The sequence below is a fragment of the Actinomadura verrucosospora genome (genome assembly GCF_039540335.1).
Classification (GTDB): domain Bacteria; phylum Actinomycetota; class Actinomycetes; order Streptosporangiales; family Streptosporangiaceae; genus Spirillospora; species Spirillospora verrucosospora.
In genome coordinates this window covers 306,138-325,233 of the sequence record NZ_BAABEV010000005.1, presented here as the reverse complement: position 1 = coordinate 325,233, position 19,096 = coordinate 306,138, and the positions used below count along the sequence as shown (strand labels likewise).

The 19,096-nt window shown below is 69.1% G+C and carries 20 protein-coding genes, 3 pseudogenes and 1 other annotated feature; of the genes and pseudogenes, 13 read left to right on the top strand and 10 right to left on the bottom strand.

Features of this window, described 5'->3' with window-relative positions; genetic code table 11:
* Nucleotides 1-124: 124 nt before the first annotated feature.
* Nucleotides 125-363 (bottom strand): annotated as a pseudogene (locus tag ABD944_RS08820) (IS3 family transposase); the annotation flags it as partial.
* Nucleotides 179-310, bottom strand: a sequence feature (AL1L pseudoknot). Its footprint overlaps the pseudogene before it by 132 nt.
* A gap of 176 nt (nt 364-539) precedes the next feature.
* On the opposite strand from ABD944_RS08820, the gene ABD944_RS08815 reads away from it, so the two are divergent.
* Nucleotides 540-1,739 (top strand): PI-PLC domain-containing protein, encoded by a 1,200-nt coding sequence (locus ABD944_RS08815; RefSeq protein WP_345174182.1) that lies wholly within the window; start codon nt 540-542, stop codon nt 1,737-1,739.
* A gap of 338 nt (nt 1,740-2,077) precedes the next feature.
* A complete protein-coding gene (locus ABD944_RS08810; protein ID WP_345174181.1) occupies nt 2,078-2,473 on the top strand; it encodes a hypothetical protein in 396 nt (131 codons plus the stop codon).
* Between the two features lie 317 nt (nt 2,474-2,790).
* Here the strand turns inward: ABD944_RS08810 and ABD944_RS08805 are convergent, their stop codons facing one another.
* Nucleotides 2,791-3,840 carry a CPBP family glutamic-type intramembrane protease gene (locus tag ABD944_RS08805; protein WP_345174180.1) on the bottom strand — a complete coding sequence of 350 codons (1,050 nt, stop codon included), beginning with the start codon at nt 3,838-3,840 and terminating at the stop codon, nt 2,791-2,793.
* Nucleotides 3,841-4,103: 263 nt separating this feature from the next.
* Between ABD944_RS08805 and ABD944_RS42410 the strand changes: the two are divergent.
* Both ABD944_RS42410 and ABD944_RS08800 read left to right on the top strand, forming a co-directional pair.
* A pseudogene (locus ABD944_RS42410) lies at nt 4,104-4,551 on the top strand (transposase); the annotation flags it as partial.
* 634 nt (nt 4,552-5,185) lie between these two features.
* Nucleotides 5,186-5,314 (top strand): annotated as a pseudogene (locus tag ABD944_RS08800) (IS3 family transposase); the annotation flags it as partial.
* 16 nt (nt 5,315-5,330) lie between these two features.
* Here ABD944_RS08800 and ABD944_RS08795 read toward each other — a convergent pair.
* Complete coding sequence (locus tag ABD944_RS08795; protein WP_345174179.1) at nt 5,331-6,065, bottom strand: helix-turn-helix transcriptional regulator; 735 nt, start codon at nt 6,063-6,065, stop codon at nt 5,331-5,333.
* Between the two features lie 62 nt (nt 6,066-6,127).
* Between ABD944_RS08795 and ABD944_RS08790 the strand changes: the two genes are divergently transcribed.
* A complete protein-coding gene (locus ABD944_RS08790; RefSeq protein ID WP_345174178.1) occupies nt 6,128-7,483 on the top strand; it encodes an MFS transporter in 1,356 nt (451 codons plus the stop codon).
* A gap of 762 nt (nt 7,484-8,245) precedes the next feature.
* Complete coding sequence (locus ABD944_RS08785; RefSeq protein WP_345174176.1) at nt 8,246-8,512, top strand: hypothetical protein; 267 nt, start codon at nt 8,246-8,248, stop codon at nt 8,510-8,512.
* A gap of 213 nt (nt 8,513-8,725) precedes the next feature.
* Here the strand turns inward: ABD944_RS08785 and ABD944_RS08780 are convergent, their stop codons facing one another.
* Entirely contained in the window at nt 8,726-9,376 is a 651-nt protein-coding gene (locus tag ABD944_RS08780) for a response regulator transcription factor (RefSeq protein WP_345174174.1), read from the bottom strand.
* A complete protein-coding gene (locus tag ABD944_RS08775; protein WP_345174172.1) occupies nt 9,364-10,617 on the bottom strand; it encodes a sensor histidine kinase in 1,254 nt (417 codons plus the stop codon). The genes ABD944_RS08780 and ABD944_RS08775 overlap by 13 nt, the downstream gene beginning before the upstream one ends.
* Before the next feature lie 415 nt (nt 10,618-11,032).
* On the opposite strand from ABD944_RS08775, the gene ABD944_RS08770 reads away from it, so the two are divergent.
* Nucleotides 11,033-11,566, top strand: coding sequence for an SDR family oxidoreductase (locus ABD944_RS08770; protein ID WP_345174196.1), 534 nt, complete (start codon nt 11,033-11,035; stop codon nt 11,564-11,566).
* 36 nt (nt 11,567-11,602) lie between these two features.
* On the opposite strand, the gene ABD944_RS08765 is transcribed toward ABD944_RS08770, so the two are convergent.
* Nucleotides 11,603-11,842, bottom strand: a complete 240-nt coding sequence (locus tag ABD944_RS08765; RefSeq protein ID WP_345174171.1) for a hypothetical protein — start codon at nt 11,840-11,842, stop codon at nt 11,603-11,605.
* 80 nt (nt 11,843-11,922) lie between these two features.
* Between ABD944_RS08765 and ABD944_RS08760 the strand changes: the two genes are divergently transcribed.
* Complete coding sequence (locus tag ABD944_RS08760; protein ID WP_446678595.1) at nt 11,923-12,324, top strand: pyridoxamine 5'-phosphate oxidase family protein; 402 nt, start codon at nt 11,923-11,925, stop codon at nt 12,322-12,324.
* A 466-nt stretch (nt 12,325-12,790) separates the two neighbouring features.
* Here the strand turns inward: ABD944_RS08760 and ABD944_RS08755 are convergent, their stop codons facing one another.
* Nucleotides 12,791-14,263, bottom strand: coding sequence for an MFS transporter (locus ABD944_RS08755; protein ID WP_345174170.1), 1,473 nt, complete (start codon nt 14,261-14,263; stop codon nt 12,791-12,793).
* Between the two features lie 151 nt (nt 14,264-14,414).
* Here ABD944_RS08755 and ABD944_RS08750 point away from each other — a divergent pair, with 151 nt between their 5' ends.
* Complete coding sequence (locus tag ABD944_RS08750; RefSeq protein WP_345174168.1) at nt 14,415-15,077, top strand: TetR/AcrR family transcriptional regulator; 663 nt, start codon at nt 14,415-14,417, stop codon at nt 15,075-15,077.
* A 12-nt stretch (nt 15,078-15,089) separates the two neighbouring features.
* On the opposite strand, the gene ABD944_RS08745 is transcribed toward ABD944_RS08750, so the two are convergent.
* Nucleotides 15,090-15,215, bottom strand: coding sequence for a hypothetical protein (locus tag ABD944_RS08745; protein ID WP_345174167.1), 126 nt, complete (start codon nt 15,213-15,215; stop codon nt 15,090-15,092).
* Between the two features lie 88 nt (nt 15,216-15,303).
* Here ABD944_RS08745 and ABD944_RS08740 point away from each other — a divergent pair, with 88 nt between their 5' ends.
* Both ABD944_RS08740 and ABD944_RS08735 read left to right on the top strand, forming a co-directional pair.
* Complete coding sequence (locus tag ABD944_RS08740; protein WP_345174166.1) at nt 15,304-15,540, top strand: hypothetical protein; 237 nt, start codon at nt 15,304-15,306, stop codon at nt 15,538-15,540.
* An 85-nt stretch (nt 15,541-15,625) separates the two neighbouring features.
* Nucleotides 15,626-16,069: a group II truncated hemoglobin gene (locus tag ABD944_RS08735; RefSeq protein WP_345174164.1), complete on the top strand. Its 444-nt coding sequence runs from the start codon at nt 15,626-15,628 to the stop codon at nt 16,067-16,069.
* 360 nt (nt 16,070-16,429) lie between these two features.
* On the opposite strand, the gene ABD944_RS08730 is transcribed toward ABD944_RS08735, so the two are convergent.
* Nucleotides 16,430-16,597, bottom strand: a complete 168-nt coding sequence (locus tag ABD944_RS08730; protein ID WP_345174162.1) for an LLM class flavin-dependent oxidoreductase — start codon at nt 16,595-16,597, stop codon at nt 16,430-16,432.
* Nucleotides 16,594-16,800, bottom strand: a complete 207-nt coding sequence (locus ABD944_RS08725) for a hypothetical protein (RefSeq protein WP_345174159.1) — start codon at nt 16,798-16,800, stop codon at nt 16,594-16,596. The genes ABD944_RS08730 and ABD944_RS08725 overlap by 4 nt, the downstream gene beginning before the upstream one ends.
* 376 nt (nt 16,801-17,176) lie before the next feature.
* Here ABD944_RS08725 and ABD944_RS08720 point away from each other — a divergent pair, with 376 nt between their 5' ends.
* Entirely contained in the window at nt 17,177-18,049 is an 873-nt protein-coding gene (locus tag ABD944_RS08720) for a helix-turn-helix domain-containing protein (RefSeq protein ID WP_345174157.1), read from the top strand.
* Nucleotides 18,021-18,974: an SDR family NAD(P)-dependent oxidoreductase gene (locus ABD944_RS08715; RefSeq protein WP_345174155.1), complete on the top strand. Its 954-nt coding sequence runs from the start codon at nt 18,021-18,023 to the stop codon at nt 18,972-18,974. Before ABD944_RS08720 ends, ABD944_RS08715 begins: the two co-directional genes overlap by 29 nt.
* Nucleotides 18,975-19,096: the final 122 nt, after the last annotated feature.

The following is a 19,096-nucleotide window of genomic DNA, read 5'->3' as shown; positions in this document are numbered from 1 at the left end:
CGGTGCGCTGGCCGTAGAGCCGATCACCGGGGACGAGGACACCGATGAGAACCGGCTCTACCCCCGCCACGAATTTAGCCCGGTGTGCGGTCGGCCGGAACTGATGCATCGCCCGGCGCGACAGCTCACGGACCGCCCGGGCCGAGGCCGGACGCGACTTGGCGGCGTAATAGGTGGACGGTGCGATCTTGGTGCCGTGCGCAGACAGCACCCGGCAGATCGGCTCGACCCCGAACACCTTGCGGAACGCGTCGATGAACGCGATCAGTACGTGTGTGGCCGGTCGAGCTCGGCCGCGAAGAAACCCGCAGCGGCCCTCAGGATCTCGTTCGCCCGCCGCAGCTCGGCGTTCTCCCGCTTGAGCTCGCTTCCTCGGAGGGGGTTCGCGGGCGCACGTGAGAAGCATCCGGTGCCGGAGTCGTTGGACCCGCGAACCCTGGGGCCCGGCTCCCTGGCACTGGGGCCGGGCTCTCGGGCGGGTGGGAGGTTGGGCCGGTGGGCCCTGGACGCCGGGAGCGGGCGGTCTCATCCTCAGAAGCATGATCTCTCGGGATTCGGGGGCGTCGGCGATCGAGTACGGCGCGCTTCTTCTGGTTGTCGCCGTGGCCGTCACCGGCCTTGTCGAAACGGTCGGCGAGAGGCCCGCCCGGGCATGCCAGGCGGCGCTGTGCCGGATGTTCGGCGGGGACTGCGGAAGGCCGCGGACGGTGAGCGGGAGCGCCGGTGGAGCGTCCCCGCGTCCCTTGATGGCGCCCCGTGCTCCGAGGGCCGGGGCGGCGCGGGATGCGGTGCCGGGGGTGCCGCTGACGGCCAAGGCTCCGATCCCGCCGCGGGTGTGCGCGCCGAACCCTGGCGCGAAGTGGGTCGACGGGCTCAACGCGCACAACGACTACCAGAACCGCCGGCCGCTCAAGAGCGCGCTGAGCAACGGGGCCACGAGTGTGGAGGTGGATCTGGCGTTCGATCCCTCCGGCCGCCTCATGGTGACCCATGAGGCGATCGGCGATCCCGAGGGGAGGGAGTTCCGCGCCACGTACGTCAAGCCGCTCATCGACCGGGCGAAGAAGAACGGCGGGCAGATCTATCCGGGGCAGAACGGGAAGTTCCAGCTCTTCGTGGAGGTCAAGTCCAAGAATGGCGTGAAGCAGCGCAAAGAAGCCTACGAGAAGATCGTCAAGGCGGTGAAGGACCTTCCCGACAGCGTGGAGGTCGTCCTTCCGGTGAGTCTCATCGTGGGCCTTCCCGGCCAGAACCCGGTGGAGAATCCGCCGCCGCACATCACGTTCTCGCAGGGGTTCACGGCGTGCACGTCGACCGCCGAGCGGGGATGTGAGAACGGCGAGAGGTGCAAGGTCCCGGACCACCTCGACCCCGTGACTCCCAAGGATCCCCACCTCACCGCGTACGCGGAGCACGTCACCGTGCTCAACGGCAGTTTCAGCGACTGCGTCTCCTCGAACGGCTCCCTCACCGAGGACGAGAAGCGCAAGTACCAGAAACTGGTTGATCGTGCGCATGCCGCGGGCCTCAAGGTGCGCCTCTATGAGGGCCCGGACGGTTCGAAGCGCGGGCTGTCATCGGGGAAGTTCTTCCAGTGCGCCATCGTGGCCTGCAACAACGATCAGCGGCACGACTGGTGGAACCTGCAGATAGCGGCCGGTGCCGACTACCTGGTGACCAACCACCTCGGGACCGGCGCCGACTGGCTGACGCACTGCGGATCTCCCAAGAAGAAGTGATCCGGAAGAGACGGCCTCCGTCCAGAAAGATCTTTCCGGCGAGCCGCTGCGCTGGGACGGATACTCGCCGATCTCAGGTGAGCGCTTTCCAGCTTGATCGTGCTGGTCACAAGGTGGATGCGGTGGGCTGAGGTGGCCGGTGACGCGGCGAGGCCCCTGGTAGGAGCGAAGTCGACCAAAACAACCGCCCCTGCCAGGAGCCTCTGATGTTGTTCTACCGTGCTGCGCTGGATCTGTCGCCCGCTACCCGTGCCTTCGTGGCCGAGCTGATCGCCGGCCACCGCGACCGGATCGGCTAGCGCTGGCGTGCATTGAACCCCGGCCGCCAGGCGCTGCTGGTGCTGGTGCACCTGTGCTGCAACGAGACCTTCGCGGTGCTGCCGGGCTCGACGCACGATCTCACCGCCGCCCGCACGCACGGCATCAGCGACCCGCTCACCAGCTGGGCGATTGCCTGCTACGCCGACGCCGCTCATCGAATTCATTCCAATGAAGCGGATGCTTGGCAACTCTATGAGAGATGGGCTGCTCGAGTAAATAGTGTCACAGGAGACCCTCTTCGTGTGATCGCGGCTTTGGGGTATATTTTTACTGTGGAACTGAAAATGCTGGGGAGATTTTGCCTCGATGATCCTTGGCGGCGAAGGTTTGCAAATGTTGTCTTCTTGTCAATTTTCGTGGTGTTGTTTGGGCTCGGGGCTCAGTCTGCGCGAGTTGCTGTGCACATGACTTGACTTGCGCTGCCCCTGAGCCAGATCCCGCCGAAACCGACACGGTTGACCGTCTCCGAGCCTCGGTGGTGGCGACGCTGATCGTTTCGGAACTCGTCACGGGACGCTGTCACTCTTACCGGACACCACGATTGCCTCACCGGGCGACGATGGCGGGCGCCAGGGGCTCGGCCAGGTGGAGGCCGTTCTCGCGAGGCGAGGTAGCGGAGTCGCGTCCTGCATTGTCGGCCTGATCATCGGCGGCATCGCCGCCCTACTCGCCTGAATTCGGTGGCGTGCAGTCTGGCTGCCGACCACGACCTGCTTTGCACCACGATCCTTCACAGTCGACCGTCACCCTCCGACGGCTCTCTCCCGTGAAGTGGGGCAAAGCCCGTTCTGTCTGGCTGGGCGACGTCAAGGCGGGGGCCGAGGCCGCGCCGGCCCACCCGTCGGCACACGGTGAAACCGGCGAGTGCGAGCAGCAGGAACGCAGGAACGAGCAGGGAGGCGCTCGGTGTCGTGTCCACCGGCCAGCCGGTGTCGCGTCGGTCGCCGTCCAGCAGGATCCGGCTGGCGGTCAGGAACGTGACGTGCGTGCCGATGGAGGTCCACAAAGAGGCCTGGCGCAGCGCTGTCCGGGCCGCGACCAAGGTCAGCCCGAACACCACCAGCAAGATCGCGTAGTCTGCGGGGTTCTGCCCGTTCGGCGCGATGCCGATCGGGTCGGCCTTGACGCCGATCAGATGCGCTGTCGCTGATCCGGCCACGGTCGAGGCGCCCGGGACCAGGAGGAACACCATTGTGGTGCCGAACGCCGCGCCCGCGCCTCCCAGCTGTCCGCGCAAGGACGCCCAGGTGTAGCCGCGCAGCGTCGTCTCTTCCGGCCACGCTTCGAGCAGGAACGCCACCACCGCGTTGGAGACGAGGAACCAGCCGAGAGTGACGATGTCGGGCGACGACCAGCGCATCATCCCCGCCGCCGTCCCCGCACTCAGGACGAGGGCCGCCGCCGTCGCGGTCACGGCGACACCGGTCAGCAACGCCCGCGCGCTCGCTCTCGCGCCGCCGTACCCCAGCCACTCCGCGCGACGACGATCGCTGCAAGCAGCGAAGGCGACGAGCGGTACGGCGATGGCGCTGACGAGCGCGGCCGGAACGAGCCGCCCCGGGAAACCGTCGAGCCCGGCGCTGTCGGTGAGCGCCGACCCGACGGTGGTACCGACGCCGAGCGCCGTCGCCATGACGAGCCCGCCGAACAGAGCCCGCCCAAGGACACGCGCGAAAGAAAAAGGAGCATCGGCCAATTGAGTATCCTCGAACAATCGTCCAACTGCACGCTTGGAAAGGCGAGGCGACCAGAACACCGGCACCTCGTGCTCCATCCTCATGCCGCCGGTCCGCCGCCGGCGTCGTCGCGACTGATGAATCACTCGTACATCCTTCGATGTACCACTCGGCCCGAGCGAGAACATTGGATGTCGTCGCGGATCTCCCAGCGGATGCGCAGGCCGCGGAACCAGGGAGTGTCTAATGAACGGCGGATCCGATGATCAAGGAGCCGCCCGGTGACTGACATCGGCGTCGAAGAGAGTCCGCTGAGCAGCCGGTCCAGGCGCCGCAGGGTGCGGTGCCGGACGAGCAGCTGATCGCGATGCTGGGGGATCGTGCTCGGCCCCAGGGGCTGCAGTCGACCGGTGGGGGCGGGCTGTTGCAGCGGCTGACCAAGCGGGTGCTGGAGTCCGCGCTGGAAGGCGAGATCACGGCCACGTCGGCTACGACAAGCACGACGCTGCCGGACGGGGGAGCGACAACAGCCATAACGGGACGCCAGTCAGGACCGTGCTCACCGACGTCGCCTGGTCGAGGTCAAAGTGCCCCGGGACATCGCCGGCAGGTTCGAGCCACAACTGGTCCGCAAGCGGCAGCGCCAGTTGACCGGGGTGGGATGAGATGGTGCTGTCGCTGTCCGGCGAAGGGCCTGACGCATGCGGAGATCAGCGCGCACCTGGCCGAGGTCTATGGCGCGAGTGTGTCCAAGCAGACTATCTCCACCATCACCGACAAAGGTGATGGTGGGCATGGCCGAATGGCAGAACCGGACATCGAACGCCGAACTCTGACACGCACTGGATTCCCTGCGCAGCAGAATCAGCAAGGGCTCGACCCCGACCGATCTCATGGGCAACCCCGCGCATCCGGCGTCCCGGATCTCCATTGACCGCCGAGCTGACCGATCAACCGCGAGCCCTTTTCGTGCCGGGGCTGAGGTAGCCAGGAACAGACCGACAACGCTGAGCGCGAAACGGCCGGTTAGCCTCATCACCATCGGCTTTGGAACGGCACGCGTTCCTCTCCTGCAGTCATGGAGCCACGGGAGCTTTGAGAACCTTGTCGGCCCGCTCTGAATCGGCGTTCTCCGTCCGCATCGCTTCCGCTGTCTTCGCTTGATCAAGTAGTGCCCGCGGCCTTAGCGCTGATCGCAATGACTGTCCGAGACGCTCAGCCGGCCTGGCTGAGCTGATGTCGAGGCCTGCCCGCGCTCGCTGTATAAGGAAGACGGCTGACCTGGAGTCACGGGAGGACCTGCAGTCGAGTTGCTCGTGCGCACGGCACCAAGATCGCACTGTCCACCTACTTTGCCGCCAAGTCGCGTCTGGCCTCGCCCTGGGCGATCCGTGACGAGTGGCTCAAGACCGAGATCACCCGCATCTACACCGACTGCTACCGGTCTATGGCGCTCGCAAGATCTGGCGGCACCTTCAGCGCGAGGGCCATGTCGTGGCGCGTTGCACGGTGGAACGGCTGATGCGCGAGCTGGGTCTGCAATGTGCCCGCCGCGGCCGCAGGATCCGCACCACCGTCCAACTGGATCGGAACGTCAAACTCTGAGCAGGTAGCGCTTGGGTGTGGTGCCGACCGTGCGGCGGAAGGCGGCTAGGAACGCGCTCGCCGTGGCGTACCCCACGCTGTGGGCCACCCGCGATACCGGCTGCCCCTCGGCCAGCAGCGGCAGGGCGGCACGCAGCCGTACCTGCGTGCGCCAATGGTCGAAGCTCATGCCCGTGTCGCGCACGAACAGCCGCGTCAACGTCCGCCGGCTCACCCCCGCCGCGCGGGCGTGAGCCTCCAGGCTGCGCGGGTCTGCCGGGTCTGCCAGCAGGGCTGCCGCGACTACCTGGACGCGCTCGTCGGTCGGTTGCGGCACGTTGATGGGTCGGGTGGGCAGAGGACGCAGCAGGTCGGGCACTACCGCCTCGGCACGCGACCGTGCTTCGTCGGTGAGGTCGGCGCGGTCCAGATACCCGATGAGCTCGGCCAGCAGTCCGTCGACGCCGACCGCCGTCGGTTCGGACCAGTCCACCGGGCAGTGGTCAGGCGCGAGATAGAGGCTGCACAGGACCGCGTCGCGGGTCGCGCCGGTGGTGTGGGTTACGCCAGCGGGCAGCCATAGCGCCCTGGTAGGCGGCAGGACCCAGTACACCTCGTCCACACCGACGCTCAGGACGCCGCGGCGGGTCCAGGCGAGTTGGTGGTAGGTGTGCTCGTGCGGGGGGATCCACTCTCCGGAGGCCAGCGGGAAGTGACCGACGGTGATCGCGCCCATGTCCTCCATGCGACACAGTCTGGCCCCATCGCGGATTGTGGCCAAATGCGGCGGAAAATAGCGTCGTTCAGATGCCGATGATCGTGTTGTGCCTTGTCCAGTTCATGCTCGTGCTCGACGACACCGTCGTGAACGTCGCCCTGCCCAGCATCCGCGATGACCTGGGCTTCGGCGCGTCCGGGTTGCCGTGGGTCGTCAACGCCTACTTCCTGGCCTTCGGCGGGCTGCTTCTGCTGTGCGGCCGGATGGCGGACCTGCTGGGCCGCCGCCGCGTCTTCCTCATCGGTGTCGCCCTGTTCGGGGCGGCCAGCCTGGCGTGCGGGCTCGCGCAACAGCCATGGCAGCTCGTGGCCGGGCGGTTCGTGCAGGGCACGGGCTCGGCTATGGCCGGTCCGGCGGCGATGTCGATGATCACGTTGCTGCATCCGGGGCCGAAAGAGCGGGCCAAGGCACTGGGCATCTGGGGCGGCATCGCGGCCCTGGGCGCAACCTCGGGCCTGGTGATCTCCGGGGCGCTGACCGACCTGGTGTCCTGGCGCTGGATCTTCCTGATCAACCTGCCCGTCGTCGCTGTGGCGCTGGCGCTACTTCCCCGCCTGGTCCCCGAGTCCCGCGCCCCCGGGCGGCACCGCCTCGACGTTCCCGGCGCGGTCCTGGTCACCGGTGCCGCGGTGACGCTGGTGTACGGGCTGCTGCGCGCGGGTGAGACCGGCTGGACCGATCCGGTCGTCGGTGGCGTCGTCGTGTTGTCCGCCGCTTTGGCAGTGGCGTTCCTGGCGGCAGAGTCGCGGGCGGTCGCGCCGCTGGTGCCGACGGCGTTCCTGGCTTCGCGGACGCGGGCGGTGGCCAACGGCGCGACCCTGCTGTTCTCGATGGCGATGTACGCGATGTCGTTCCTGCTGATGATCCAGGTGCAGACCGTCTTGGGGTACAGCCCGCTCCTGGCCGGCATCGCCTACCTGCCCTACGGCGCCGGCATCCTGTCGGGCATGTGGCTGTCCTCCCGAGTCTCACCCAGAATCGGGACGCGCTGGACGCTCCTGCTGGCGTTCCTGGTCAACATCGCCGGCCTGCTGCTGCTATCCGGCCTGGTGGCGGGCGACTCCTACCCCGTCCACGTTCTGCCCGGCATGCTCGTGTTGAGCGTGGGCAACGGGCTGGGCCTGCCCGTCATGGCCACGGCCGCGGTCGACGGCACCACCGAGGACGACGCCGGTCTCGGCTCGGCCCTGTTCACCTCTGTCCAGCAGATCGGCGGAGCCGTCGGAGTGGCCGCGCTCGCCATGATGGGCTACTCGAGCGGGATCATGGCGGGCGCGGTCTGCATGGCGCTCGGCGCCGTGCTCATCGTCGCGCTATTGCCGCCGCAGGCCGGCGGCTCGCGGCAGCCCGCCGACATGGAGGCGGCAGCCGAAGCGCGCCGATAACCGCTCCACGGCCAAGACGACCTCGGCGAGGCCGCCGCTCTCCCCGCGTTCAGGATGCGGCGGGAACCGACGCACCGCGGGCTCGCCGCTCGCCGGTCTCCGCCACCTCAGAGCGTCACTGAAACTCGTCGATATCACGCCCGCAACGAGGCCGTCCAGCACGTGACGGCGGTCACCGCGGTCTGCATGGGACTGCTGCTCAGCGAGGCTTCCCTCACAGGCGGTGCTCCCCATGACCTGCTTGCGGCTCGCACCTGGCGGGCGGTCAAGGAGCGGGTCGCGGGGGCGCAGACGGACATTGCCGCGGATCTGCTCATCCCGCCCAGGCTGGCGCACGCGCACGTGCTGGGCAGCTCCGGATGGGAACGGCTACTCGACCTGGCGCACTCGGACGATCCGGTGGCTCTCATCGCCGCCGAATTCGCCGAGGAGGAACTGACGCTGGAATCCGACCACGGGATCCACCGGGTCACCGGGAGGTTCAGCAACCCGGTCCCGGTCGCGGCCCGCGTCACCACCCTCCTCGGACGGCACCCGCGCTCACAGCCAAGGTGCTGGTCATCTCGGCTACCAGGGCGACCTGCAGCACGGTCTTGGCGATCCCGGCCAGCAGCACGTCCGGCCAACCAGCGACGCGCCCTCGGCTCGTTCAGCAGTTTCGTGGCGAAGGTGTGGCGGACGCGGTAGCCCTTCACCGCCGCCTCGGTACCCAGCGCGATGAGCTTGTGGGACTTGCCGGTGCCGGAGTCACCGATCCGCAGAGTGGCTGGCTCTCCATTCACCTTGGCCTACGCCAACCCGCGCGCCAACGCCGACTTCGCCCGAAGCCGGATCGCCACCCACCTCACCGCCGCTCGCACCGCGCTGGCCGAAGCCACCGGCATGCTGGGCAGCGCCGCCACGAGCGCGGACCTAACCGAGCAGCGCCTTCTCGCCGCCCGAAAGCGCAGCTCGCAGGCGGCCTCGACCGCTCCCGGCTCCGGCCGACTCCCCACCCCCGCACCGCCGAACCCGGGACGAAGGCGCTGACGCGACGACCGCCCTGACATCGCATCTGCTCCGGACAACAGCCGACCGACCAGCGCGAGCCCCACCCATGCCATTGGCCCTGCGCATGACGGCCACCGCCTTCGACTCCCAGCGCGGCAAAGCCCGGTGGAGAGCGACTGTCCGAAGGTGCCGCATTCCCCACCAAATGGCGATCAGTACCGTTGTCGACTCGGCATACGGGAAGGCCGCGTACTAAGCGGTCGCAAGGCCCAAGAAGCGCAACACCGCCAGGACGCGGCGGTGGTCGGCGTCGGCCTTGGGCAGGTCGAGCTTGGTGAAGATGCTGTTGATGTGCTTGGCGACAGCGCTCTCGCTCACCACCAGCTCGGCGGCGACGCCGGAGTTGGACCGGCCGCCCGCCATCAGCTCCAGCACCTCCCGCTCGCGCGGTGTCAGCCGGTCGAGCGGATCGCTGTGTCGGCGCACCAGCAGCTGGGCGACGACCTGCGGGTCGAGCGCGGTGCCGCCGGCCGCCACCCGGCGTACCGCCTCGGCGAACTCCTCGACGTCGGCGACCCGTTGCTTGAGCAGATAGCCGACGCCCGAAGTGTTGGCGGCGAGCAGATCGGCGGCGTACCGCTCCTCCACGTACTGCGACAGCAGGAGCACGGCGGTACGCGGATACTGGCGGCGGATCACCAGCGCGGCACGTACTCCCTCGTCGGTGAAGCCGGGCGGCATCCGCACGTCGACCACGGCGATGTCGGGACGGTGCTCCTCGACGGCCGCCAGCAGCCCTTCTGCGTCGGTGACCTGCGCGCACATCTCGAAGCCGGCCGATTCCAGCACCTTGACCACGCCGATGCGCAGCAAGAGGGAATCCTCGGCGATCACGGCGCGCACGGCAGCTCCACGGTGATGACGGTCGGGCCCCCGGCGGGGCTGTGGCAGGAGAACGTGCCGTCGACGGACGCGACGCGCTTGGCGAGCCCGGCGTGCCCGGTGCCGCCGGCCGCTGCGAGATCCGCGCCGCCCGCGCCGTCGTCCGCGACGACCACCAACAGTGTCTCCCCGATCCGCTCCACGGTCACATCCGCCCGGGTCGCCTGGGCGTGTTTGACCACGTTCGTCAGGGCCTCGGAAACCACGAAGTACGCGACGGCCTCGACCGTGGGTGACGGGCGCCGCGGCAGGTCCACCGCCACGCGCACCGGGATCGGGAGGCGGGCGGCGATCCCGGACAGCGCGGCGTCGAGACCGCGATCCTCAAGGACGGCCGGATGCAGGCCACGCACCAGGCTGTTCAGTTCGGCGATCGCCTCCTTCGCCTCGCGGTGCGCCTCGTCGATCACCTTGCGGGCATCGGCCGGCAGGTCGCCGAGGGTGGCCCTGGCCAGCCCCAGGTTGACGGCGAGTGAGACGAGGCGCTGCTGCGCGCCGTCGTGCAGGTCGCGCTCGATCCGCCGCCGCTCGGCGTCGGCGGCGTCGAGCACGCCGGCCCGGCTCTCGGCGAGGTCGGCGACCCGGCGGGTCAGCTTCTCCGTGCGGCTGGGGCCGAGCAGGACCTCGGCCGCCCGGGTGTCCAGCCGCACCAGAGCGCTGGTCAGCCGGGGCCCGAGGAACAGCAGGGCGAGGCCGCCGGCGGTGATGTACGCGGCCTGCGTGGTGTACCCGAGGTCGGTGATCCGCCATTGCGGGGGCAGCGCCCAGATCCACACGTAGAGGGAGGCGGCCACGAGAGCGGCGGCCCAGACGGCGAGGACGGCGAGGTCCAGGACGGCCAGCAGGGGCCCCGCGACGGCGTGGTAGCAGACCTGCCGCCACAGGGCCCGCGTGGTCAGCCGGCGTACCACCGACCTCCAGTTGCGTCCGGGCCCGGGTGCGGCGGGGCGGGGGAGGTCCTCGCCGACGAGCGCCCGGTAGCGCCGCCGCTGCCCGGCGGTCAGCAGGGGTGTCACCACGAGCGTGAGCAGCACGGGCAGCGCGATCACGGCCGGCGCCCCCGCCATCGCGCCGGCCAGCCAGAGCCACAGTGGCACCACGGCGAGGTGGAGCGGCAGGCCGGCGGCGACGAGCGCGGTCCGGTGTCCCGTCCCGCGGAACGGCCGGCCCAGCACCAGCTGCAGCCACGTCGTGAGTTGCATGCGTCAAACGGTAAAGCCGCAGGCCATCCCCATGCCATGACGCTGCCGCCCGCTTCGGGGGTGTACTTTGCTCCAGCCAAGGTCGGAACCCTGCGTGACTGACGGCGCCCCAGTGCACGCCGGAGGCTGGAGTACGTGAAGGGGACAGCCGACGGGGAGCGGGGGAAGGGGATGCGTCAACTGGCGTCGTGCGATGAAGAAGGGGCCAGCGCCGAGATGATCCCGTGCTACGAAGAGGCGGAGGAGCCGCGCCCGGCGCGGGGCATGCGGCGGGCCGCGGGGGCTGCTGGTCGCCTGCGGGCTCGGCCTGCTGCCGTGGCTGCCCCAAGTTCTCGCAGGTCACAGCGTTGTCCATGGCGCGAGCTCGTGTGTCTCGATGACCGCTTCGTAGTCTCGGGAGCCAGTCGGGGAGCCAATCCGTACGCTTCGCAGTTTCCCGAAACGCTCACACAGGCCGGTCGATCATTGTGACTGCGTCGTCCCCGGACTCCGTCGACGTCGAGGCCTTCGTCACGCTGGCCGCGGCCGGCTCGACGCGGTCGTATGCGGCCGGTATCGAGCCGCCGCAAGACTGGCCGAGATCGATGCGGCGTCGTGGGATCGCATGCAGGCCGTCAACCTGCGCGGACCCGCCCTGATCGCGAAAGCGGCTCTGGCCTGGTGGACCAGGCAGCGCTCGGGCTCGCTGGTCAACATCGGGTCCCGCACCTGGCTCGGGGGCGGCCACCCCGGCTACGCCGCTTCGAAGGCCGGCCTGGTCGGCCTCACCAGGTCCCTGGCCCTGACCCCGATCGGAGTCCGCTCCAAAGCGGTCGCCTTCCTGGTCTCCGACCAGTCGCCCGCATCACCGGCGTGGTCCTCCACGTCTGTGCCGGCTCCCAACTCCCCCTCTTCCTCACCTGACGACCCGGCCGGAGGCGGGTCGTCCAGGAGTCGGGGTCGTGCATGAACGGCAGCAGTCGGCGTTGACCAGGCCCGTAGGCGATCACATGGGGCGAGCTTCGCCGCAGGACACGGTCACCCCGCCGAGGTGGGTGAACTCGGCGGTGACCGGGCGATCCGGTTCCAGGGGGACGGCGTCGGTCATCCCGCCGGTGAGGACCATCCAGCCCTCTTCCAGGGCCAGTCCTCGCTCGGCGAGGGAGTTGGCGGCGAGCGCGAGTGCCCGTGCCGGGTGGCCCTGGAGGGCCGCGCCTGTCGCGGTGTCGACCACTGTGCTCCCCACGCTGACTACGCAGGTTTCGAGGGCGAGGTCCCCGCCGGCTCGCCTACACCGGTCTCGACCGCACCCCGCGGGTTGTGCCGGTGGGGTACAACTGGGACGGCGCCCGCATCACGGTCGCCAGCGCTGTCAGCTCGGCGAGGACCAAGGCTCTGCGGGCGACCCCCAACGTCGCGCTGATCATCGACAGCGAGGACTTCCCGCCGAAGGTGCTCCTGCTCCGCGGCACCGCGCAGGTCGACGTCGTCGCCGGCGTGCCGGACATCTTCCTCCGGGCATCGAGGAGGCGGATGTCGGACGACCAATGGCCCGATTGGAAGACAGGCGTGCACGCTCTGTACGACCAGATGGCGGTCATCACGATCACGCCCACATGGGTCAAGCTGCTCGACTTCGAAACCACCATCCCCAAGGCCGAACACGACATGATGCACGCTCGCAGCCACGATGCATCAGCCACCGAAGGGGCTATCTACCAAGGCTGACATCAGGCCGCCGCCGGCCATAGTCGGCGCCCGGCGGCGACCTGATGACCGGTGACACCAGTCCGACCAAGGCGAAGGCCCCGACCTCTGGCGTACCAACACCAGACTCCCCGCAGCGCACCCTTGATGGGCTCGCCCCAATCTGTGCTGGACGCCGGTCATCGACCAGTTCGCTTCCTGGCTGGCACTCAGCCCCATCCAGGGCTGCCCGAAAGGTGCCTCCACTGCTTCCTAACCACCTACGGCCCGACCGGGGTCGCCTCCAAGGTGCGACGGGCGGCGGAGTTGGCGCGGCTGTGGATCCGACCCGACGAGTCCGACCGTCGAGCCCCGGCGAACCACCGTTTCAGACCCCGGCGGCAGGAGAAGCGAATGACGTCAGGCCCTCGATTCGGGGGCACGTCCGCGAGCCGGTCGCCTGCGTCGACTGCGGCAGGGGGCGCATACGTGCGGCTCGCCATGCCGACTACCTCGACGCGGTGGAGTCGGCCTGGGATCGGTGCGGGCGGTCGGAGGAATCGCGAAGGTTGAGCGCGACGAGGAGGGTGAGGACGATCCCTCCGGCGATGACGAGAACGGCGGTGCGTATGCCTTCGGCGGTGGCGACGCGCAGTTCTTCACCGCTGAGCCCCTCGGTACCGGCGTTCGCGACGAGAACAAGTGCGGCAAGGCCGACGACGGCGCCGACCCCGGAACTGGTGGAGGCCATACCGGAGGCGACCCCCTGCCGGTGGTCGGCCACCCCCGTACCGGCGGCGATGAACATCAGGGTGAACACGACACCGTCCCCCAGGCTGACCGCGACGAGACCCGGCACGAGCGCGACATAGGAGCCGTCGGCCGACAGGGCTAGGCCGACGCCGACCGCCCCGGCCGCACCGATCGCGAGCGCGGCGACGAGAGTACGCCTCAGCCCGAAGCGCGTCACCGTCTGACCGGCGAACGTCGAACCCGCCACCACCACCGCGGTGGGGAGCAGGAAGGCCGCGCCGGTCTGCAGAGGGTCATAGCCGCGGACGTCCTGGAAGTAGATGGACAGGAAATACAGGAGGGCTCCGAATGTCGCCGTGAACATGAAAGCGACTATCAATGCCACGCCCAGAACCCGGTTGGCGAGAAGCTTCACGGGGACAAGGGGGTCGGGACTGCGCCGCTCGACAAGGGCGAACACCGCGAATAGCAGGAGCCCCGCGGCCGCCATGCCGACGGTCCAGGGCGAGTCCCAGCCGAGAGCCGGTCCCTGGACCAGGGAGAACATCAGCAGCGTGACCGCGCCGGTGGAGCCCAGAGCACCCGGCAGATCGAACACCCGTCCCACCGTCCGCGACCCGTCCGGTGCGAGAAGCCGAAAGGCCGCGATGAGCGCTCCACCCGCCAGGGGGACGTTGACGAAGAACACCGCCTCCCACCCGAGCATGCGGGTGAGCGCTCCGCCGAGCAGCACACCGATCACCAGCCCAGCCGCGCCGGAGCCGCCCCAGACGCCCAGCGCGCGGTTGCGGTCGCGCCCCTCCGCGAAGGCGGTGTTGATGATCGCCAGCGTGCTGGGAAAGACCAGTGCCCCGCCGAGCCCCTGAACCGCTCGGGCCGCCAGTTGCGGCGCCGGTCCGGTCGCGAGCCCGCCGGCCAGCGAGGCCACCGCGTACAGCGCGAGCCCGGTGACCAGCATCCGGCGCCTGCCGAGCAGGTCGGCGGCGCGCCCGCCCAGCAGCAGGAATCCGCTGGAGGCGACGGCGTAAGCGCTGACCACCAACTGCAGTGTCTGCGCCGAGTACCCGAGCTCGCGGCCGATATCCGGCAGCGCGACGACGACGATGTACTGATCGAGAGAAACGATCAGCATCGCGAACGACAGCAAGGCCAGCGCAGCCGTCTTGGAGCGACCAGGACGCCGAGCGTTCCGGTCGCGGACTCGTGGTCGATCAAAGGTGTCATGCATGGCGGCACTCCCGTGGTCCGCTCTGGTCGCCCACGATCACGGGTGGTGACGCGGTGCGGTCGATCCCCTGTACTGTACGCACCAGTTCAGTTGAACTCAACCGTACAGTTCATATTTCGGTAGGCTGGACGTCGACGACGAAGGAGCGACGATGCCAGCACCCTCTCAGCGCAGCGAGTCTCCGCGCGTTCTCACCGGGGACCGGGCGGCGCGCAAGCGACAGGTGATCATTCAGGCGGCCCGGTCGGCATTCGTCCGGGATGGGTTCGATGCGGCGATGGACGCCATCGCCGCCGAGGCGGGTGTTTCCAAGGTCACCGTCTACAACCACTACGGCAGCAAGGAGACCCTCTTCATCGCCGTCATCGGCGACGCCCTGCAGGAAGCCCTCGCCGACGCCATCTCAGGCACCGCGCAGCGGCTGGGAGAGTCCGATGACCTGCGGAGCGCACTCAAATGGACCGCCCGGGCCTGGGTGGACAGCATGACCTCCCCCGACATGGTGGCCCTGCGCCGCCTCGTCGCCGGCGAAGTCCGCCGATTCCCGGAACTCGGCGAAGCCTGGCGCCATCACGGCCCCGACCGCGCTCGCCCTGCCCTGGTGGCGGCGTTCGAACGCCTCATCGCCGCCGGTCGGCTGACCATGCCGGACGTGGAGACCGCCATCCTCCAGCTCTATTCGCTCGTCCTCTATCCGCATCTGGTCCACGGCACCTACGGAACGACGCTCGACCCGCACACGACCGAACGACTGATCGACTCCGGAGTCGACATGTTCCTGGCTTACTACGCCTACCGCGCCGCCACAGCCTGAGCACGTCGACGGTCACGGGCTCCTCCCGAACAGCACACTCAACGCCTGCGGGTCGCAGCCGGGCGCGGGCGGCGGAGGCGCCGCCTTCTCCCGCTGCTCGGCGGCGCGGGCGTGACGGGCCAGGACACCGGCGATCACCTGGTCTTGTCCGGTTCGGATCTATCCACCAGCGCTCCTCACCGGTGCCGCCCGCGGCGGCGATGCGGGCCGTGTGCTCGGAGCGGCGGTGCGCCCGGATCACGCCGGTGAGCTGGTCGATCTCAAGCGCGTACTCGACGGCGGTGCTGTCGGGGACGTCGGTGTCGGACCAGCCGATCGGGTCGACCTTGGCCACGGTGAGGCCGACCTGCATCGCGAGCTCCTTGTACTCGGTGTTGTGGTCGCGGACCTGACCGCCCGCGCCACTGCGATGCTCGAAGGATCTAGCCGCTTGGACGACTACATCACCGACCCGGCCCCTTGACCACAACCGGCACTGGGCCTCGACAGGCCGGCGGCCGCCTGCGATAAACGAACCCGACCGTCGTCAAGCAAGTAATGGTGTAATCATGGAAACCCTTTTCGAGCACGCCGGCGGGCACGAAGGCCTCCGCAGGTTCATCGACCTGTTCTATTCCAGCCTCCTGGCCGACCCCCTGCTCCAGCCCCTCTTCGGCGAGGGCCAGCCGACCCACGTCGATCGCCTGACCGCCTTCACCGCCGAGACTTTCGGCGGCCCCGACACCTTCACGCGCGAGATGGGCGGCTTCTCCCACCTCATCGACGTCCACCGCCACCTGAAGATCACCGAGGAGCAGCGGCTCCGGTTCGTCGAGCTGTACATGGCGGCCGCCGACGCCGCCGGGCTCCCCGCCGACGCCCCCTTCCGGCAGGCGCTGCGCGAGCACGTGGAGTTCGGCACCGAGGTCGCCATGCGCAACTCCCACGCCCGTACCGACGACGAACTGCACCCGCTGCGCGAGGTCCCCCGCTGGGACTGGCCCACCCCCTGACAGCCGGCGGCCATGGGCATCCGGCACACGCCTGGTTATCGTGACCGCATGCCAGGTTGACGCTAGAGACACCGTGGTTCTCCGCGGCCCCCGCGCCCCGCCGCCTTCGTCCGCACCTCGATCCGGACGAAGACCAGTAGCAGGGAAGAGCCATGGAGATCAGGAGAATAAGATTGCAATTTCGCCAGGCGCGGCGTTTGCTCGGATCGCCCTGTTACTCAGGGCAGCCGATCGACTTAGTTCGTGGCAGACCTGGCACGTCGATTCCGAGTGCCGTCCCTCGGACCTCATCGCCACCCATCATGGTGTGCCTGGTGAACTCGCCGCTGAAATCGAGCGGGGTGCCGTCCTGCCAGGCGCTCAGAATCGCCTTCCCCGCGAGGACCGCTCGCGCATCCGGGCGGCCGGCCTGCTCCAGGTCGAGCCGTACCGGTTCTCGATGTGCGACCTGACCTGCGAGCCCAGCCCGAGCCGGAACCGGCCCTTGCTGAGCAGTTGCAGGTCGTAGGCCATGTTGGCCAGGTTCATCGGGCTGCGGGGATCGCGATCGCGACGGTGGTCATCAGGTCGGGCGGCGGTAGGTCCGACGAGCCGGCCGCGACGATCAGCGGCAGGAACACATCGTGCGGGCCCTCGAACGTGAACAGGCCGTCCACCCCGGCGGCGATCAGCGTGCGGGTGCGCTGCGCCGCCTCGTCCGGCGGCCCGTTCAGTTGCACATCCAGCTTCACTGGCCGATCTCCATTCCGCGCAGAGCCGAGTGTTCACCGGTGAGGGTCGAGGACGCCGCAACAAGCTTCGCCCCCAAGCGAGCCGGCGGGAAGAGGCCGGGCTCGCCCCTCGGGTGGAGTTGAACGCCTCGCCGGCAACGTTGTCCGACGCGCACCCGGTTCCGCCCATCGGCTGGACCACGCCCAAGGTGCGGCAGGCCGCCGCCGTCCCTGACCTGCTCTTCGGCGTGCCAAGAGTGGGCCTGATCCGGCCAGCGGACTCCGTGATGGCACGGTGGTCCCCGATGTCGGCCGTAAATACGCTGAGTCCCGTTGTGAGGTGACCAGCGTACGGAGGGACATGTTCTCCCACGGACACGCCGATGATCCTGTGGCGATGCGACGCGATCTGGTCAAGCAGTTGGCCCTCCTCCTCATCGACTGGGAGCACCGGCAGGGGCGGGCGGTGGACCGCGCGGACCTGGCCCGGCGGATCAACGTCTCCCGGAGCAGCCTCTACGCCTACCTGAACGGCACGACGCTGCCGTCCACCGCCGTCTTCGACCAGCTGCTCACCGCGCTGGGCGCGGATGCCGAGCGGCAGCGCCGGCTGAGCACGCTGCGCGACGACATCGAGGCGGCGCCGCAGCGCGGAGCGCGCGGTGCCGTGCCTCCCGCACCGCGCCAGCTCCCGTGCGTGACGGAACGGTTCGCCGGGCGCGGCGCCGAACTCGACCGGCTTGCGCACCTCCTGGACAAGCCCGGCGGCGTGGCGACGGTCATCGTCGCCATCGATGGAGCGCCCGGGGTCGGGAAGACCACGTTGGCCTTGTGGTGGGCGCACCAACTGAAGGAGCGCTACCCGGACGGCCAACTCCACGTCGACCTGCACGGTTTCGAGCAGGATGGACCGCTCGACCCGGGCGAGGCGCTGCATCGGTTCTTGCATGCTCTGGGCGCCGCCCCGGAGGCGATTCCGGACGACCTGGACGGCAAGAGCGCGCTCTACCGCACCCTGCTGGCCGACCGGAAGATGCTGGTCGTGCTGGACGACGCGAGGTCGTCCGACCAGGTCCGGCCGCTGCTGCCCGGCGCCGGCCACTGCCTGGTGATCGTCACCAGCCGGGACCGGCTCGACGGCAACCGGTCGGCGGCCCGTCCTGACGGCCCCCCGCCCAGTCTGAGCATCCCTCGGTGCGCTCGCGCACACGAACGCGAATACTGCCCGCAGGTAAAGCGTGGTGGCGCAGGTCACACTGTCGCCGCGTAACGGGGACCGGGTTGTCGGTGTCTGGTGGCCGACAGACACATCGAAGGAACGGAACGTCATCATGAGCAAGGTATGGTTCGTCACCGGTTCGTCCCGTGGTCTGGGCCGCAACTTCGTCGAGGCCGCACTGTCCCGCGGTGACAGGGTCGCTGCGACCGCTCGGAACACCGGGAGCCTTGAAGGGCTGGTCGCCACTTATGGCGACGCGGTGCTGCCGGTCGCGCTGGACGTGACCGACAGGGCCGCGGTCTTCGCGGGGGTGAAGCGGGCCGCGGAGCACTTCGGCCGCCTGGACGTCATCGTCAACAACGCCGGGTACGCCCAGGTCGGCGCGGTCGAGGAGCTGACCGAGCAGGATCTGCGCGACCAGATGGAGACCAACCTTTTCGGCGCAGTGTGGGTCGTCCAGGCCGCGTTGCCCTACCTGCGTGAGCAAGGCTCGGGGCACATCATTCAGTTGTCTTCGGCCGCTGGCCTCATCGCGATGCCGCTCGGCGGCGCCTACCACGCCTCCAAGTGGGCGGTGGAGGGCCTGAACGAAGCTCTCGCGAGTGAGGTCGCCGGCTTCGGCGTCAAGGTGACCTTGGTCGAGCCCGGCGGGTTCGCCACCAGGTCCGGTAAGAACCCCGACCCTCTCGCCAACGGTCACATGGCCGAGCCCGACCCGGCCTACGAGAGCCTCCGCCGGCACCTCGCCCAGGTCGCGGGCAAGCAGCCCGCCGGCGATCCGGCCGCCGCTGCCCGTACCCTCCTCAAGATCGTCGATTCCGACGCCCCGCCCCTGCGGGTGCTGTTCGGCCAGGGCTTCTATCCGATGATCCAGCAGGCCTACGCCGACCGGCTCAAAACCTGGGCCGACGGCCAGGACCTTTCGGCCGAAGCCCACGGCAACCTCGATCAACCGGCCGCTGACCCCCGGCACTGATCCCACGAGACCTGAGCCGCGTCGTTCCAGTCGGCCTGCCGCGCTCTCCGGCTGACGTTCGACGCATCCCTGCCGCTCTGCGCGGCAAGTTCGTCGTCGACGCGATGAACTACTGATGGGAG

Coding starts and splice junctions, on each gene's coding strand:
- ABD944_RS08815 (WP_345174182.1), top strand. CDS start 540: ATGATCTCTCGGGATTCGGGGGCGTCGGCGATCGAGTACGGCGCGCTT.
- ABD944_RS08805 (WP_345174180.1), bottom strand. CDS start 3,840: ATGAGGATGGAGCACGAGGTGCCGGTGTTCTGGTCGCCTCGCCTTTCC.
- ABD944_RS08795 (WP_345174179.1), bottom strand. CDS start 6,065: ATGGAGGACATGGGCGCGATCACCGTCGGTCACTTCCCGCTGGCCTCC.
- ABD944_RS08790 (WP_345174178.1), top strand. CDS start 6,128: ATGCCGATGATCGTGTTGTGCCTTGTCCAGTTCATGCTCGTGCTCGAC.
- ABD944_RS08775 (WP_345174172.1), bottom strand. CDS start 10,617: ATGCAACTCACGACGTGGCTGCAGCTGGTGCTGGGCCGGCCGTTCCGC.
- ABD944_RS08755 (WP_345174170.1), bottom strand. CDS start 14,263: ATGCATGACACCTTTGATCGACCACGAGTCCGCGACCGGAACGCTCGG.
- ABD944_RS08750 (WP_345174168.1), top strand. CDS start 14,415: ATGCCAGCACCCTCTCAGCGCAGCGAGTCTCCGCGCGTTCTCACCGGG.
- ABD944_RS08735 (WP_345174164.1), top strand. CDS start 15,626: ATGGAAACCCTTTTCGAGCACGCCGGCGGGCACGAAGGCCTCCGCAGG.
- ABD944_RS08730 (WP_345174162.1), bottom strand. CDS start 16,597: ATGAACCTGGCCAACATGGCCTACGACCTGCAACTGCTCAGCAAGGGC.
- ABD944_RS08720 (WP_345174157.1), top strand. CDS start 17,177: ATGCGACGCGATCTGGTCAAGCAGTTGGCCCTCCTCCTCATCGACTGG.